We start from the raw sequence: 15,627 nt of genomic DNA on the forward strand, positions 1-15,627 counted from the left end.
CCCGATCGCCGTACCGGCGTGCGGCGATTGCCATGATTTTTGTCGTCAATACGGTGCCAGATCGCCGGGTCATTTCAATCCGCTGAGTAATCAACGTGTCATCGGATGTAAACATCTGGTAATTTTCTGCCGGATTATGCAAAATCGCCGCTCCCAAATACAACTATCGAGGGATTCCGGGATGCAACTCAAGAAAGCGGTGGCGGCGTGTGGCGTGGCGTTTCTGTTGAGCGCGTGCGGCGGGGTACAGGGCCTTGACGCGAACAGCCTGACGTCGGCGGGGACCAATCTGTACAAGGCAGCGACGCTGTCGGACAGCGACATCGCCGCGCTGTCGAACGAATCGTGCAAGTCGAGCGACGCCGAGTCGAAGATCGCGCCGGCCAACAGCGCCTACGCGAAGCGCCTGACGAAGGTGATGAAGGGCTTCGGCGACATGACGCTGAACGGCCAGAAGATCAACTACAAGGTCTACGTGACCAAGGACGTCAACGCGTGGGCGATGGGCAACGGTTGCGTGCGCGTGTACAGCGGCCTGATGGACATGATGAACGACGACGAGCTGCGCGGCGTGATCGGCCATGAAATGGGCCATGTCGCGCTCGGTCACTCGAAGAAGGCGATGCAGACGGCCTACGCCGTGAGCGCGGCGCGCAGCGCGGCCGGCGCGGCATCGCCGGGTGTGGCGGCGCTGTCGAGCTCGCAGCTCGGCGACATCACCGAGAAGTTCATCAACGCGCAGTTCTCGCAGTCGCAGGAAAGCGCGGCCGACGACTACTCGTTCGACCTGATGAAGCAGAAGGGCATGAGCCAGAAGGGCCTCGTCACCGGCTTCCAGAAGCTCGCGCAGATGGACGGCGGCCAGAGCTCGATGATGAGCTCGCACCCGTCGTCGGCGAGCCGTGCGCAGCATATCCAGGATCGCATCGCGAAAGGCAGCTGATTCAGCAGCTGATTGCGTAACCGATCGCCGGTCGTCGACGCCGGCGATCGGCACGCGAAATGAAAAACCCACGCTCGTTCGGGCGTGGGTTTTTTGTTTTTCGGGCGTGCACGTTGCCGCTTACGGCACCATCCCCGGCAGCACGTACGCCTGTACGAGCGTGATGAGCCCGACGATCACCGCGAACAGCAGGCTGTGCCGCACCGTGAAGCGGAACAGCTCGGATTCCTTGCCGACGAGGCCCGTCGCCGCGCACGCGACCGCGATCGATTGCGGCGAGATCATCTTCGCGGTCACGCCGCCGGTCGTGTTCGCGGCGACCGCGAGCGTTTCGGGCACGCCCAGTTGATGGGCGGTCGCCTGCTGCAGCGAGCAGAAGAGCGCGTTCGACGACGTGTCCGAGCCGGTCAGGAACACGCCGAGCCAGCCGAGAAACGGCGAGAAGAACGGGAACGCGCCGCCGGTCGCGGCCAGCATCAGCGCGAGCGTCGACGACATCCCCGAGTAGTTCGCGACGAACGCGAACGCGAGCACGAGGCCGATCGACAGGATCGGGCGCGTCAGTTCCTTCAGCGTCTCGCCGAACGTGACGAACGCGTCGCGCGGCTTCATCCGCAACAGCGCCATCGAGATCAGCGCGGTCACGAGGATCGCGCTGCCGACCGCCGACACGAGATCGATCTTCAGCACCGCGTCGAGCGCCTTCGGCGTCGCGGCGATCGGCGCGGTCTTCACGACGAGCTGGTCGAGCCCGGCCACGTGGAACTTCAGCACGGTCGACGCGAGCGCGCCGTGCGCGGCGAACAGCGCCTTGAACGGCGCGATGCTCCACACGGTGACGACGGCCGTCAGGATCAGGAACGGCGACCACGCGCGCACGGTTTGCGCGAGCGTGTACGGCGACGCCTGGCGGCTCGCGCCCGACCCGTTGCCGCCCGCGCCGAACCCCGCGAGCGCCGCGCCGCCGCCGGACGCGACGATCGCGCCCGCCGTCTGCCTCGCGCTGCTCGGCTGCCAGACCTTCAGGAACGCGGCGAGCGACACGAGGCTGACGAGCGACGACGTGATGTCCGGCAGCTCGGGTCCGATGTGGTTCGACGTGAAATACTGCGTGACCGCGAAGCTGCCGCCCGCGACGAGCGCGGCCGGCCAGGTCTGCCGCACGCCGCGCAGCCCGTCCATCATGAATACCAGCCAGAACGGCACCGCGAGCGACAGCAGCGGCAACTGGCGGCCGGCCATCGCGCCGATGTGGAACGGGTCGATGCCCGTCACCTGTCCGGCGACGATGATCGGGATGCCCATCGCGCCGAACGCGACCGGCGCGGTGTTCGCGATCAGGCACAGGCCGGCCGCATGCAGCGGCTTGAAGCCTAGGCCGACGAGCAGCGCGGCCGTGATCGCGACGGGCGCGCCGAAGCCGGCGGCGCCTTCGAGGAACGCGCCGAACGAGAAGCCGATCAGCAGCATCTGCAGCCGCTGGTCGTCGGTGATCGACAGCACCGACGCGCGGATGACGTCGAACTGGCCGGTCTTCACGACGATCTTGTACAGGAACACGGCCGCGACGATGATCCACGCGATCGGCCAGATGCCGTACGCGAAGCCGAAACCGGCCGCCGCGAGCGCCTGCGGCACGGGCATTCCGTACGCGAGGATCGCGACGCCGAGCGCCAGCAGCAGCGTGATCGCGGCCGCGACGTGGCCCTTCATCCGCAGCGCGGCCAGCGCGACGAAAAAGAAGATGATCGGAATCGCGGCGACGAGTGCCGACAGCCCGAGGCTGCCGAGCGGGGTGTAGATCTGATGCCAAACCTGCATGGGTGTCTCCTCCATGGATTTATAGGGGTACGGGTTTGAAACGGGATGCGCTATTCGGGCTGGCCGCGTGCGCGCAGCAGGTCGGACAGGCTGCGCGGCGCCGGTTCGAGCGGCGTGCGGTGCTGCGTCCAGCCCATCTGCTTCGCGGGCGTCAGCGCGCGCAGACGCGTCGCGGTCCAGCGGAACGCGCGGTACGCGCGCGGATGCGCGAACGCGCCCGACCAGAAGCGCCACACGAGTTCTTCCGCGCGGTGATAGTTCGCGCCCTGGCCGCGCAACGGATGCGCGACGGGCTCGTCGGGCTTGCGGTTCGCCTCGGTGCGCAGCCGCACGAGCAATTGCGGGATCGGGATGCGCACCGGGCACACCTCGCCGCATGCGCCGCACAGCGTCGACGCGGTCGGCAGGTCGGCCGTCGCGTCGAGGCCGAGCAGGTGCGGCGAGATGATCTTGCCGATCGGGCCCGGGTAGGTCGTGCCGTACGCGTGGCCGCCGATGCGCGTATAGACGGGGCAATGGTTCATGCACGCGCCGCAGCGGATGCACTGCAGCGTCGCGCGCAGTTGTTCGTCCGCGTACGCCTGCGTGCGGCCGTTGTCGAGCAGCACCAGGTGCAACTCGCGCGGGCCGTCGCGTTCGCCGTCGCGGCGCGGGCCCGAGATCAGGTTGAAGTAGGTCGTGATCGCCTGGCCGGTGGCCGAGCGCGTGAGCAGGCTCGACAGCGGCACGATGTGCTCGAGCTTCTCGACGACCTTCTCGATCCCCATGATCGCGACGTGCGTGTCGGGCACCGTCGTCGACAGGCGGCCGTTGCCTTCGTTCTCGACGAGCCACAGCGTGCCCGTGTCGGCCGCCGCGAAGTTCACGCCGGACAGGCCGATGTCCGCGTCGGCGAACGCGCGGCGCAGCGCGCGCCGGCCGGTCTGGATCAGTTCGTCGACGTCTTCCGTGTAGCGCGTGCCGGGCAGGTGTGCCTCGAACAGTTCGGCGATGTCGCCGCGGGTCTTGTGGATCGCCGGCATCACGATATGCGACGGCTTCTCGCCCGCGAGCTGCACGATGAATTCGCCCATGTCCGATTCGATGCAGTCGATGCCGTGCTCCGCGAGGTAATGGTTCAGCTCGATTTCCTCGCTCGCCATCGACTTGCCCTTGATCACGCGGCGCGCCTTCCTCGTCTGCGCGATGCCGAGCACGATCGCGTTCGCGTCGGCGGCCGTCTCGGCCCAGTACACGTGCACGCCGGCCGCGGTGAGCTTCGTCTCCAGCCGTTCGAGCAGCGCCGGCAATTGCGCGAGCGCATGCTGGCGGACGGCTTCGCCGAGATCGCGCAACTGCTGCAGCTCGGTGTCGTCGGGGAACTGCGTCGCGCGCTTGCCCTGCAGGAAGTCCATCGCGCCGCGAAAGCTCCGGCGCAGCGCCGGATCGTCGAGCGCGGCGCGCGCGCGGGTCTTGAAGTCGCCGGGGGCGACGAATTGCAGCGTGTGGTCGCTCATCGCGGCAGGTCCTCGGAAGCGGGGGTAGCCGGCGGCCCGGCCGAATCGGTGACGATCACGACCCACAGGCGGCGCGGGCCGTGCGCGCCATAGGCGAGCGTCTGCTGGATGTCGGAGGTCTTCGACGGACCGGATACCAGCACGAGGTTGGTCGGCATGCCGGCTTGCCAGCGCTCCGCGTGCACGGCGGCGTGCAGGTCGGCATGCAGCGTGTTCGCGTGCACGAGCGCGACATGCAGCGGCGGCACCAGCGACACCGTGCGCGGCGTGCCGGCATCGGGCGCGAGCACGACGGTGCCGGTCGCCGCGATGCCCGAGCGTGCGACGGTGAAGCCCGCGTCGATCGTGTCGAACAGATCGGCCTTCCATGCGTCGATCGGCCGGTCGAACGGCACGGGCCCGACCGTATCGGGCAGCGCGCGGACGAGTGCCGCGGATTCGGCGCGGGCCGGGTCGAGCAGCAGGCGGCGCACGCCGGCGTCGGCGAGGCGTGCGGCAAGCTGCGCGGGCCATGCGTCGGCGCTCGCGCACCAGACTTCGGCGTGCGACGCGGCGAGCGCGGTCTGCATCGCCTGCACGCGCGCCTCGGGAGCGTGCCCGGCCGATGCGCGACGAGTGTCGTAATGCGAGTCGATGCGTGCGTCGAGCGCGGGAGCCGTGGTTGCGGCGACGCCCGGCGCGGCGGCGCGCAGCCGCGCGAGGATCGCGTCGCGCGCGCTCATTGCCCGTCTCCGCGCAACGATGCGGCGCCGGCCGTGCGGCGCCACAGGAAGCTCGCGAGATGCTCGACCGGCAGCGCCGCGCCGGCCTTGGCGGCGGCGTGACCGATGTTCAGCAGGCAGCCGCAGTCCGCGGACACGAGCCGGTCGCAGCCGGTCGCGCAAGCCGACGCGACCTTGTCGCCCACCATTGCGCCGGAGATGTCCGGATGCTTCAGCGAGAACGTGCCGCCGAAGCCGCAGCATTCGGATTCGCGTTCGTGTTCGATGCGCGTCACGCCCGGCAGTGCGTCGACGAGCGCGACGCCGTGCACGCGCGTGCCCATCTCGCGCCGCGCCGCGCACGACGTGTGCAGCACGACGCGTTCGTCGGGCCCGGCGCCGGCCATGACCGCGTCGAGCCGCACGTCGAGCACATGGACGAGGAATTCGGCGAGTTCGTAGGTCCGTTCCGCGATCGCGCGCGCTTTCGGGCCGTGAACGGGATCGTCGGCGAACAGCGCCGGCCAGTGGTGCCGGATCATGCCCGCGCACGAGCCGGACGGCACGATCACGGGCCACGCTTGCGCGAACAGGTCGAGCTGCGCGGCCGCGACACGGCGCGCTTCATCGGGATTGCCGCTGCTGTAGGCCGGTTGCCCGCAGCAGCTCTGGCCGCGCGGATAATGGACGGTCAGGCCTTCGCGTTCCAGCAGGCGGACCGCGTCGAGCCCCGCTTCGGGGACGAACAGGTCGACCAGGCAGGTCGCGAACAGATACACGTGCGCGGGGGCGGTGGGGTACGGCCTTGAGTTCATGTCTCGCTCCAGAGGCGACGGTCCGGCGTGCGGAGCGTCGATTTCGCTGCATAATTCCCGCGTCCGCGCCACAGCTCAAATTGGTTGGGCCAATCGGCGCGGCACGCATTCCACGGGAGACACGACGATGGCAGCGATGACGGCACGGGGTCGGACCGAAGGCGTGATGCGCAAGATCGAGACGGCGCTGCTCGACGGCACGTGGCCGGCCGGTGCGCGGCTGCCGGCCGAGCGCGTGCTCGCGCAGCAGTACGGCGTCGCGCGCAATACGGTGCGCGAGGCGACCCAGCGGCTCGTCGCGCGCGGGCTGCTGCAGAGCCGGCGCGGCGCGGGCGTCTACGTGACCGACCAGTTGCGCGCCGGCATCGCGTCGCCGTGGGGCCAGCTGGTCGCCGATCATCCGGCGCTGCGCGACGACATCCTCGAATTCCGCCGCGTGCTGGAAGGCGCGACCGCCTATTTCGCCGCGCTGCGGGCCGATGCGAACGACCGGCGCCGGATCCGCGCGCTGCTGCGCGAGCTCGACACCGCGCACGCGAACGACGACGCGGCCGTCGAAGCCGCGACCGACGCGAAGCTGCACGAGGCGATCGCGCTCGCGTCGCACAACACGATGTTCCTGCATCTGCATACGAGCGTGATCGGGATGCTGCGCGAGCACATCTCGATCAACGTGGCCGGGATGACGACGGAGGACGAGCAGGCATCCGAGTTGCTGTTGTTGCAGCACCGGGTCGTGTGCGAGGCGATTTGCGCGCACCGGCCCGAAGAGGCGCGCACCGCGATGCAGACGCATATCGACTACGTGCGCAGCCATTTCGAGCGCAGCGGCGACGTGGCATGAGATTGGTCGGACCAGTGGCCGCACCAGCCCGCGCGGCGTCGGGTATGCGTCACGAGCGGCTGTGGACGGCGTGGGGGGCGGCTGCGCGGCGCGGGCAGGGCGGCCGGCTTACGCGATCCGGCCTACGCGGTTCGGCCTATGCGGCCCGGCCTACGCGGCCCGACCTAATTGACCGGTTCGTCGGGCGCCCACTAGAATCGACCGGAACCGCTTGTCAGCCGCGCGCCGCGGCGATGACGTGCCCATTGATCCGACTGTCGAGGAAGCTTCCGTGCTCACGTCCTTGATCCGGCGCGCACCGGCCGCGCTGTCGTGGCGCGCCGCATGCCGCCAGGCCCGCGCGCTGATCGTCTGCGCGCTGCTGCCGCTCGCTGCGTGCGCGACGCATCCGCCCGCCACTTCGCTCGATCGTCCCGTCTCCCACGCGTTGCCGGCCGATACCGCGACGCCGCTGCGCGATGCGCTGGCCGCGCCGGCAGCCGCGCATCCGGCGCAGTCGGGCTTCCGGCTGCTGGCCGACGGCGCCACCGCGTTGCAGATGCGCATCGCGCTCGCGCGTGCGGCGACGAAGACGCTCGACATGCAGTACTACATCGCGACCGAGGATACGACCGGCAAGCTGCTGCTCGGCGCGGCGCTGTACGCGGCCGATCGCGGCGTGCGCGTGCGGATGCTGGTCGACGACCTGAACTTCGACGATATCGACCGCGTGATGGCCGCGCTGAATACGCACCCGAACATCGAGATCCGCGTGTTCAACCCGTTCGGCGCATCGCAGCGCGGCGTGATGGAGCGCACGGCCAACTTCTTCACGCGGATCGACAGCTTCACGCGCCGGATGCACAACAAGGCGATGATCGCCGACAACCAGCTCGCGATCGTCGGTGGCCGCAATCTCGGCGACGAATATTTCAGTGCGAGCCCGACGCTGCAGTTCCGCGATCTCGACGTGCTGGCGGCCGGCCCCGTGACGAACGACATCTCGAAGAGCTTCGACGACTACTGGGCGAGCGCGAGCAGCTATCCGTTGCGCGTCCTCAATCATCAGAAGTTCGATCCGAAGGATCTCGACGCGATGCGCGACGAGCTGCGCGACCACTGGCGCAAGAATGCCGACCCGTACAACGCGAAGCCGCTGAACGCGACGCCGCTGGCACGGCAGATCGCGCGCGACGAACTCGAACTCGTGTGGGCGCCGGCCGAATTCAAGGTCGACGCGCCGACCAAGGTCGCGCAGCCGACCGGCACGTACGTGAGCCCTCCGATGCAGCGCCTGGCCGAGCTGACGCGCGGCGCGCAGAAGGAATTCCTCGCGTTTTCGCCGTACTTCGTGCCGCACGACGCCGGCGTGAAGATCCTCGGCGACACGGCCGCGCGCGGCGTGCGCGTCGCGATCGTGACGAATTCGCTCGCGGCGACCGACGCGGTCGCGGTGCAGGCCGGCTATGCGCCGTATCGCGTGCCGTTGCTGCAGCGCGGCGTCGAGCTGTACGAATTCAAGTCGCAGCCGGACCAGGAGTCCGCGCGGCTGTTCGGCTCGCGTTCGCGCGCGAGCCTGCATGCGAAGGCGTACGTGATCGACCGGCAAATCGTCGTGATCGGCTCGCTGAACCTCGACCCGCGTTCCGCGCACCTGAACACCGAACTCGCGCTCGTGATCCACAGCCCGGTGCTCGCGCAGCAGGCCGCGGCGATCTTCGCGCGCGTGACGCAGCCGGACGAAAGCTACCGCGTCACGCTCGCGACGCGAACCGACGGCAGCCCGCCCGCACTCGAATGGACGGGCACCGAAGGCGGTCAGACCACCACCTATCACGTCGACCCGCATGCCGGGCTGATGCGCAACGTGATGACCGGCATCTTCAGGCTGCTGCCGGTCGACGACCAGTTGTAAGGGCCGGAGCGGCTCCGGCAAAACCCGCGATTCCGGTGCGCGGGGAAAGATGCTATGGTTGTGTGCGCAACGATATGCATATCGTGAAGGGCGCTGCGGGCTCCGTCGAAAAATGCGGGGCGGAACGGCGCCGAACGACGCGCCGCCGCACGTGCATGCACGCACCGCGCGCGGTGCCGTCAGACGATGGACGATGCGCACCGCCATGCGCCGCGGCCGCGCGCGCGCCAACCGGAGTTCCCCATGCAACGTGTACCGAACCAGCCGTTCACGCGTCCCGCGCGCTTCTCCGAAGCCGAATGGCCGGCGCGTGTGCAGCTCGCGGCCGCCTACCGCATCTTCGATTACCTCGGCTGGACCGAGCTGATCTACAACCATATCTCGCTGCGCGTGCCGGGCGAGGACGGACATTTCCTGATCAACCCGTTCGGGCTCCATTACCGCGAGGTGTGCGCGTCGAACCTCGTGAAGATCGACATCGACGGCAACGTGATCGGCCATGCCGACTGGCCGATCAATCCGGCCGGCTTCACGTTCCACAGCGCGATCCATGCGGCGCTGCCCGATGCGCACTGCGTGATGCACGTGCACACGACGCCCACGATGGCCGTGTGCTGTTCGCGCGACGGGCTGTCGTTCTCGAATTTCTATTCGGCGCAGCTGTACGGGAAGATCGCGTATCACGACTTCGAAGGCATCACCGTGCATCTCGAGGAGGGCCGGCGCATCGTCGAGAGCGCGGGCGGGCGGCCCGTGCTGCTGCTGCGCAACCACGGGCCCGTGACGATCGGCGCAACGCTCGCGCAGACGTTCTCGCTGATGTGGCTGCTCAATCGCGCGTGCGAGGTGCAGATCGCGACGCATGCGATCGGCGATGCGCTGCCGATCGCGCCGTCCGTGCTCGAAGGGTGCGTGCGCGATTCACTGAATTTCGATCCGAAGCATGGCGCGGGACAGGACGCGTTCGATGCGCTGCAGCGCATCGTCGACCGGATCGATCCGGGCTATCGCGCGTGACGCGGGCGGCGCGCCCGATGCGTGCGCCGACTAGAACCGATAGCCGAGGCCGGCCTGGATCACGTCGGTGTCTCGATCGTAGCGCGTGACCACGCGGTTCCACGTGATCCGGGTGAGCCAGCGCCCGGAGATCCGGTAACTGGCCGAGATCGACACGATGCCGGAGAACCGGCCGTCGCCCGGGCCCGGCTGGCCGTCGCGTTTGCGCTGGTTGACGGTGAAATACGCGCCGGCGCCGGCCGACAGCGTGGCCTTGTCGTTCAGGAACGCACGCGTGAGCCACAGCTCGGAGGCGATCCCGTTGCGGCGGACCGCCTGCTTCGCGCCTTCGTACATCCATGTCGCGGTCCAGTCGATCGAACGCGTGAGGCCGCGCCGGTATTCGACGCTGCCGCCGAGCGTCGACGGCGACGAGCGGCTGTTGAGAATCGTCTCGCCGAGCATCGCGGTGATTTCGTTGTCCGTGACCTTGCGCGTGCGCGGCAGCGCGGTGTCGCGCGGGCCCGGCGTGGCGGGCGCATCGAGCTGGTAGCCGACGCCGAACATCACCGACGTCGTGTCGGGCCCACTGAACACCTGCGCGCGGTTGACCTGAAGCTGCGCGATCCAGCGGTGCGACGTGTAGTACGCGGCGCGCACGCTCGTCAGTACGCCCCAGCCATGTGTATTCGAGTAACCGCGGCCTTCGGCGGCCGGCACCGTGTCGAAGTAGCGATACGGGCCCGCGCCCGCCGACAGCACCAGGCGGCGGTTCGCGAGCGGCACGCGGCCCCAGAACTGCACCGCCTGGCCATCGCGGTGGTGATTCGGAATGTGCCCTTCGTTGTACCACGTGAAGCCGAGCGCGGTGTGCGTGCTCAAGCCTTCCTGGTAATCGAACGCCCACGAATACGTGCGTTGGCTGCCGCCCCACAGCGGGCCGGCGAACAGCGAGAATTCCTGCGCGTCGACGGGCGCGCCGTAGAGGCCGGCGACGGAGCAGAGCGCCGCCAGCAGCGGGCGGACGCGGACGGGGCGGGTCGGGCAGGGTATCGGGAGACGGGCCGGCACGGTTCACTTTCCAGTCACGACAACACGCGATCATTTTCGTGCTCGGGAAAACACGTGTCGACCCGGGTTCGCGCAATAACGTATTACACGTATCGTGACAACATGCGGGTACGCGCGCCGATCGCGACTCGAGCGAGACGAAAAATGATTCGTCCTGCTTGGTATTTCGGAAAGGGGCATTCGTGCGCGGCATGCCTCTAGCCGCCGGAGACACGCAAAAAAAACGCGGCCGGGCGGCCGCGTGAATACTCGCAGACTCCTTCGGACGAAGGAAACAAGCAACTGTGAAACGAAGTGTAGCGAAAGCCCGTGCGCGGATTCAGGGGCCGTGCTGCAAAGGTCTCTTCCAGGTTTCGGCAGGCTGCCGGATTGGCCGGCAATCGACTACCATCCTGTGTGGCGCCGCCGCTCGGGCGGTGTCCCCCGTCGTACAAGGAGAATCCATGCTCAAGCTGCGTTTGCTCCAGGTCGCGTTGTTCGCGGGCGTGCTCGCCGCCGGCAGCGCCGTTGCGGAAACGGTGCGCCTGTCCGCCAGTCTGCAGCCGTCGAGCGAAGTACCGCCGACGGCGACCAAGGGTTCGGGCGCCGTCGCCGCCACCTACGACACGGCCACGCACATGCTGCAGTGGACGGTCACTTACGAACACCTCACGGGGCCGGCCACCGCCGCGCATTTCCACGGGCCCGCGCCGGTCGGCCAGAACGCCGGCGTACAGGTGCCGGTGCCGAAGGACGAGCTGGCGAGTCCGATCAAGGGCTCGAAGGAACTCACCGACGCACAGGTCACGGACCTGATGGGCGGCAAGTGGTACTTCAATATTCATACGAAGGAACACCCGTCCGGCGAGATCCGCGGCCAGGTGATGCCGGCGAACTGAGCGTCGGTGTTTGATATAGAGGCACTTGTCGAGCGACGCGGGAACGTTCGCACGTACCATCGTCACACTGTGATGACGGAGTGCGTCCGATGAGTTGGCAAAGCAAGTTCGCCTGCTGGCTGCTGCGCTGGCAGTTTCGCCCCGAAACCACGCGCGAGGTGCTCGACCCCGCGCGTGCCCGGCGCTTTACCGACCTGAGGATGATCGTGCCGCGCCGCGCGCCGTCGGGCTACCGGCTGCGCCAGTGCTACGGCGCCGGCGACGCGCCGCTGCGCGGCGAATGGCTCGAACGCACCGACGCGGGCGCGGCACGCGGGCCCGGCCGCACGCTGCTGTATTTCCACGGCGGCGGTTACTACTTCTGTTCGACGAAAACCCACCGGCCGCTGGTGTTCGGCCTGACGAAGCGCGCGGGTGTGCGCTCGTTCTCGCTCGACTACCGGCTCGCGCCCGAAAACCGCTTTCCGGCCGCGCTCGACGATGCGCTCGCCGCGTACCGGCAACTGCTGGCGCTCGGCACGCCGCCCGAATCGATCGTGTTCGGCGGCGATTCGGCGGGCGGCGGCCTCGCGCTCGCGACGCTCGTCGCGCTGCGCGATCGCGGCGAGCCGCTGCCGGCCGGCGCGATCCTGTTCTCGCCGTGGACCGACCTGGCCGGCACCGGCGGCACGATGCGCGGCAACGACGGCCTCGACCCGATGTTCGCGGCCGCGGCGCTGCCGAAGGCCGCGACGCTGTATCTCGGCGACGAGCCGGCGACGAATCCGTACGCGTCGCCGCTCTACGCGGATTTCGCGGGTCTGCCGCCGCTGTACATCCAGGTCGGCAGCACCGAGGTGCTGCTCGACGATTCGCGCCGCGTCGCCGAGAAGGCGAAGGCGGCCGGCGTGGCGGTGGAGATCGAGGTGTGGCCCGACATGCCGCACGTGTGGCAGCTGTACGCGCCGATGGTGCCGGAAGCGCGCGATGCGCTCGACCGCGCGGCCGCGTTCCTGCGCCGCGTCGCGGTCGAGCGTGCGGTTCAGCGCGTCGGCGAGGCGTCGATCGCCTGATAGGCTGCCTTGACGGCCACCGACCCGTACTTGCGTTCGAGCCGGCGCACGGTGAAGTGGCCGTGCGCCATCTGCTGGAAGTGGTCGATGAACAGCGTGTTGACGGTCGCGCCGAGCACGGCGCCGATCGCCGGGATCGACTTCGCGGCCATCTGCTCGGTCACCTGCACCGAGAAGCGTGAGGCCACCGTCTGCACGAGCTTGAACACGGCCGCCGAGCTGTGCGCGGCGATGCCTTTCGCCGTGATGTCCGACGACGCCTTCGAGATCGCCTGCGCGAGCGCGCCGCGCAGCACGAAATAGCCGAGATCGGCGTCCTCCTCCTGCTTGTCCGGGTTGCCGCCCATGCCGAGCACGGCCAGACATTGCAACTGCGTATCGACCGACGTCAGGTTCTCGCCCTCGCTGCGCGCGATGTCGCACACCGAACGGAAGATCAGCGTGGTCGTCACCGGCAGCTCGACCGGCAGCGCGAGAAAGCCGAACGCGCCGCCCGCCGCGCCGGTCGTCGCGACCGCGAGCTTGTGCAGCAGGTTGCTGGGCTTCTCGGGCTCGGCATCCGGCGACTGCGGCTTGCCAAGCGTGCGCAGCGCGATGTTCAGGCACTTGCGCAGCGCGAGCTGCGTCGCATCGTTGATCTTGCCGGTCGCGAAGTCCGGCAGCCGCGCGATCATTTTCTCGACCGGCGCGCCGAGCACGCCCGTCAGCTTCATCGTCAGCGACGGGCTTTCCAGCACCTGCTTCGCGCGCCGCAGCGCGTCCCGGTCCTCCGGCGACAGCGTCGTGGCGGGGGTGATTGAAATCGGTTCCATCTTTCTCCTTGGCGTGAACGGGCCTTGACCCATCGCCAGCCTAGATTACTCCCGCATGCTAGAATTTTGAGATTCTTTGACTCGGCAAAAGTTGCATCGACAAAAAATGCCCGTCCATACTGCCGCCCACCATTCGAGCGGGCAAGTCCTGCCGTTCCGCGAATCGCTGCTCGCGATGATCGGGATCTCGTTCGTCACCATGCTGGTCGCGCTGGATCAGACGGTCGTCGGCACCGCGCTGCCGACCATCGTCGCCGAACTTCGCGGCTTCGACCTGTACGCGTGGGTCGCGACCTCGTACCTGCTCAGTTCCGTGATCACCGTGCCGATCTTCGGCCGGCTCGGCGACTATTACGGCCGCAAGCCGTTCGTGATCGTGTCGATCGTCGTGTTCACCGGCGCGTCGGTGCTGTGCGGGATGGCCGACGACATGCTGTATCTCGTCCTCGCGCGCGGGCTGCAGGGCATCGGCGGCGGGATGCTGGTCGGCACCGCGTTCGCATGCATTCCCGACCTGTTCCCCGATTCCGTCGTGCGGCTGCGCTGGCAGGTGCTGATGAGCTCCGCGTTCGGCATCGCGAACGCGGTCGGCCCGTCGCTCGGCGGCGTGCTGACCCAGTCGTTCGGCTGGCGCTCCGTGTTCTACGTGAATCTGCCGGTCGGCCTGCTGTCGCTGTTCTTCGTGTGGCGCTACCTGCCGCACCTGCGCCACGTCGAGCACGATCGCAAGATGCGGCTCGACTGGCCCGGCGCGCTGCTGATCGCACTGTCGCTCGGCGCGCTGCAACTGTTCGTCGAATGGCTGCCGAAGTACGGCGTCGCGAGCTGGGCGTCGCTGCTGCTCGTCGTCGCGGTCGCGGCCGGCGTCGGCCTGTGGCACTGGGAGAAGCGCTGCGCGCAGCCGATCTTGCCGTTCGACATGTTCGGCAACCGCGCGTTGTCGGCGCTCTTCGTGCTCGCGATCCTCGCCGGTTTCTCGATGTTCTCGCTGCTGTTCTACGCGCCGCTGCTGTTCCAGGGCGGCTTCGGGATGTCGCCGAAGGAGGCCGGGCTCGTGATCACGCCGCTCGTCGTGTTCATCACGATCGGCAGCATCATGAACGGCCGCGTCGTCACGCGTATCCGCCATCCGAACGCGATGCTGCACGTCGGCTTCGCGCTGTTCGCGATCGCGTGCGCGGGCATCGTCGTGTCGACCCACACGACGCCGACCTGGATGCTGATGGCGTTGATGGTCGCGGGCGGCATCGGGCTCGGCTTCGTGCTGCCGAACCTCACCGTGTTCGCGCAGCAGACGGCCGGCCGCGAGCACCTCGGCATCGCGACGGCGCTGCTGCAGTCGCTGCGGATGGTCGGCGGCATGCTCGGCACGGCGCTCACGGGCACGCTCGTCAACCAGATGTATTCGAGCGGCGTGCGCAGCGCGCTGTCGGCCGATCAGGCGATGCAGTGGCACGCGCGGCTCGCCGATCCGCAGATCCTGATCGATCGCGCGGCGCAGGGCGGTCTCGTCGCGGAGTTGACGCGTGCCGGGCATAATGGCGCGCTGCTGCTGGAAGCGGCCCGCGAATCGCTGGTCGGCGCGATTCACCTGGGCGTCGCGATGGCGGCCGTCGTCGCCGTGGTGTCGGTGTGGCAGTGCCGTCGCGTGCCGCCGATCGCGCTGCGGCGCAAGATCGAACCGCACGTCGCGGCCGATTGACCGAGCAGGCGAGCGAGCGATTCGACGACTCAACGATTCACCGGAACGAAATCAGCGCATGGAAGAACAGGACCGCGTCGCGATCTTGCAGCAATTCGGACGCACGTATCGCGCGTTCATGACCGCGTTCGAAGCGCACGTCGGGCAGCCGATGCCGCGCTGGCGCATCATGGTCGCGCTGCACACGATGGGCGGACATTCGTCGCAGAAGAAGCTCGTCGAAGTGCTGCGCATCGATCCGGGCGCGCTCACGCGTCAGTTGAAGTCGCTCGACGCGCTCGGCTGGATCGAGCGCGAATCGGACGCGCGCGACAACCGCGTGACCAACGTCACGCTGACGGACGCAGGCCGCGCGGCGTTCGACGCGTGCCTGCCGCGCCGCAAGGCGTTTCTCGAACAGACGATGGCGCAGCTGCCGGACGACGTGCTGAATGCGCTGTCGGGTGCGCTCGCGATGCTGGAAACGCGGATCGCGGACGTCGGGTCGACACCGGCGCCGCACTGACAGGCGGGAAGGGGCGGAAAGCGGCCCGACGGGTTCCCCCCTCGGCCGAACGCGACCGGCGCGGCATACGGGGCGCTCGAACCCGCCGCCGGCCGGC

General features: G+C 68.5%; 14 protein-coding genes. 8 read left to right on the top strand and 6 right to left on the bottom strand.

Annotated elements, in window-relative coordinates; translation table 11 throughout:
• Positions 1-181: 181 nt before the first annotated feature.
• Entirely contained in the window at positions 182-943 is a 762-nt protein-coding gene (locus HWX09_RS20305; protein WP_027785425.1) for a M48 family metalloprotease, read from the top strand.
• A 120-nt stretch (positions 944-1,063) separates the two neighbouring features.
• On the opposite strand, the gene HWX09_RS20310 is transcribed toward HWX09_RS20305, so the two are convergent.
• Genes HWX09_RS20310 through HWX09_RS20325 form a run of 4 tightly spaced genes read right to left on the bottom strand, consistent with a single transcriptional unit; the run spans position 1,064 to position 5,776 of the window.
• On the bottom strand, positions 1,064-2,764 hold the full coding sequence (locus HWX09_RS20310; RefSeq protein WP_027785424.1) for a lactate permease LctP family transporter: 1,701 nt from the start codon (positions 2,762-2,764) through the stop codon (positions 1,064-1,066).
• Between the two features lie 50 nt (positions 2,765-2,814).
• The gene (locus HWX09_RS20315) at positions 2,815-4,260 is read right to left on the bottom strand and encodes a LutB/LldF family L-lactate oxidation iron-sulfur protein (protein ID WP_027785423.1); all 1,446 of its coding nucleotides are present in this window, start codon (positions 4,258-4,260) and stop codon (positions 2,815-2,817) included.
• Positions 4,257-4,982 (bottom strand): lactate utilization protein C, encoded by a 726-nt coding sequence (locus HWX09_RS20320; protein ID WP_027785422.1) that lies wholly within the window; start codon positions 4,980-4,982, stop codon positions 4,257-4,259. The genes HWX09_RS20315 and HWX09_RS20320 overlap by 4 nt, the downstream gene beginning before the upstream one ends.
• Positions 4,979-5,776, bottom strand: coding sequence for a (Fe-S)-binding protein (locus HWX09_RS20325; protein WP_027785421.1), 798 nt, complete (start codon positions 5,774-5,776; stop codon positions 4,979-4,981). The genes HWX09_RS20320 and HWX09_RS20325 overlap by 4 nt, the downstream gene beginning before the upstream one ends.
• A 127-nt stretch (positions 5,777-5,903) precedes the next feature.
• On the opposite strand from HWX09_RS20325, the gene HWX09_RS20330 reads away from it, so the two are divergent.
• The 3 genes from HWX09_RS20330 (at position 5,904) to HWX09_RS20340 (ending at position 9,531) form a co-directional block, all read left to right on the top strand.
• Positions 5,904-6,620, top strand: a complete 717-nt coding sequence (locus HWX09_RS20330) for a FadR/GntR family transcriptional regulator (protein ID WP_027785420.1) — start codon at positions 5,904-5,906, stop codon at positions 6,618-6,620.
• Positions 6,621-6,891: 271 nt separating this feature from the next.
• Positions 6,892-8,514, top strand: coding sequence for a phospholipase D family protein (locus HWX09_RS20335; RefSeq protein ID WP_027785419.1), 1,623 nt, complete (start codon positions 6,892-6,894; stop codon positions 8,512-8,514).
• 243 nt (positions 8,515-8,757) lie between these two features.
• Positions 8,758-9,531 carry a class II aldolase/adducin family protein gene (locus tag HWX09_RS20340; RefSeq protein WP_027785418.1) on the top strand — a complete coding sequence of 258 codons (774 nt, stop codon included), beginning with the start codon at positions 8,758-8,760 and terminating at the stop codon, positions 9,529-9,531.
• Positions 9,532-9,561: 30 nt separating this feature from the next.
• Here the strand turns inward: HWX09_RS20340 and HWX09_RS20345 are convergent, their stop codons facing one another.
• On the bottom strand, positions 9,562-10,527 hold the full coding sequence (locus HWX09_RS20345) for a hypothetical protein (protein ID WP_051421415.1): 966 nt from the start codon (positions 10,525-10,527) through the stop codon (positions 9,562-9,564).
• Between the two features lie 497 nt (positions 10,528-11,024).
• Here HWX09_RS20345 and HWX09_RS20350 point away from each other — a divergent pair, with 497 nt between their 5' ends.
• Together HWX09_RS20350 and HWX09_RS20355 are read left to right on the top strand one after the other, a co-directional pair.
• On the top strand, positions 11,025-11,459 hold the full coding sequence (locus HWX09_RS20350; RefSeq protein ID WP_027785416.1) for a CHRD domain-containing protein: 435 nt from the start codon (positions 11,025-11,027) through the stop codon (positions 11,457-11,459).
• A gap of 89 nt (positions 11,460-11,548) precedes the next feature.
• Positions 11,549-12,511, top strand: a complete 963-nt coding sequence (locus HWX09_RS20355) for an alpha/beta hydrolase (RefSeq protein ID WP_027785415.1) — start codon at positions 11,549-11,551, stop codon at positions 12,509-12,511.
• Here the strand turns inward: HWX09_RS20355 and HWX09_RS20360 are convergent.
• Complete coding sequence (locus tag HWX09_RS20360; RefSeq protein WP_027785414.1) at positions 12,481-13,323, bottom strand: EcsC family protein; 843 nt, start codon at positions 13,321-13,323, stop codon at positions 12,481-12,483. The two genes, HWX09_RS20355 and HWX09_RS20360, sit on opposite strands and share 31 nt — an antisense overlap.
• 106 nt (positions 13,324-13,429) lie before the next feature.
• Here HWX09_RS20360 and HWX09_RS20365 point away from each other — a divergent pair, with 106 nt between their 5' ends.
• Both HWX09_RS20365 and HWX09_RS20370 read left to right on the top strand, forming a co-directional pair.
• Positions 13,430-15,025, top strand: coding sequence for an MDR family MFS transporter (locus HWX09_RS20365; protein ID WP_027785413.1), 1,596 nt, complete (start codon positions 13,430-13,432; stop codon positions 15,023-15,025).
• 58 nt (positions 15,026-15,083) lie between these two features.
• Complete coding sequence (locus HWX09_RS20370) at positions 15,084-15,530, top strand: MarR family winged helix-turn-helix transcriptional regulator (RefSeq protein WP_027785412.1); 447 nt, start codon at positions 15,084-15,086, stop codon at positions 15,528-15,530.
• The last annotated feature ends 97 nt before the right edge of the window (positions 15,531-15,627 follow it).

The organism is Burkholderia sp. BCC1208, from assembly GCF_902833095.1.
Lineage (GTDB): Bacteria > Pseudomonadota > Gammaproteobacteria > Burkholderiales > Burkholderiaceae > Burkholderia.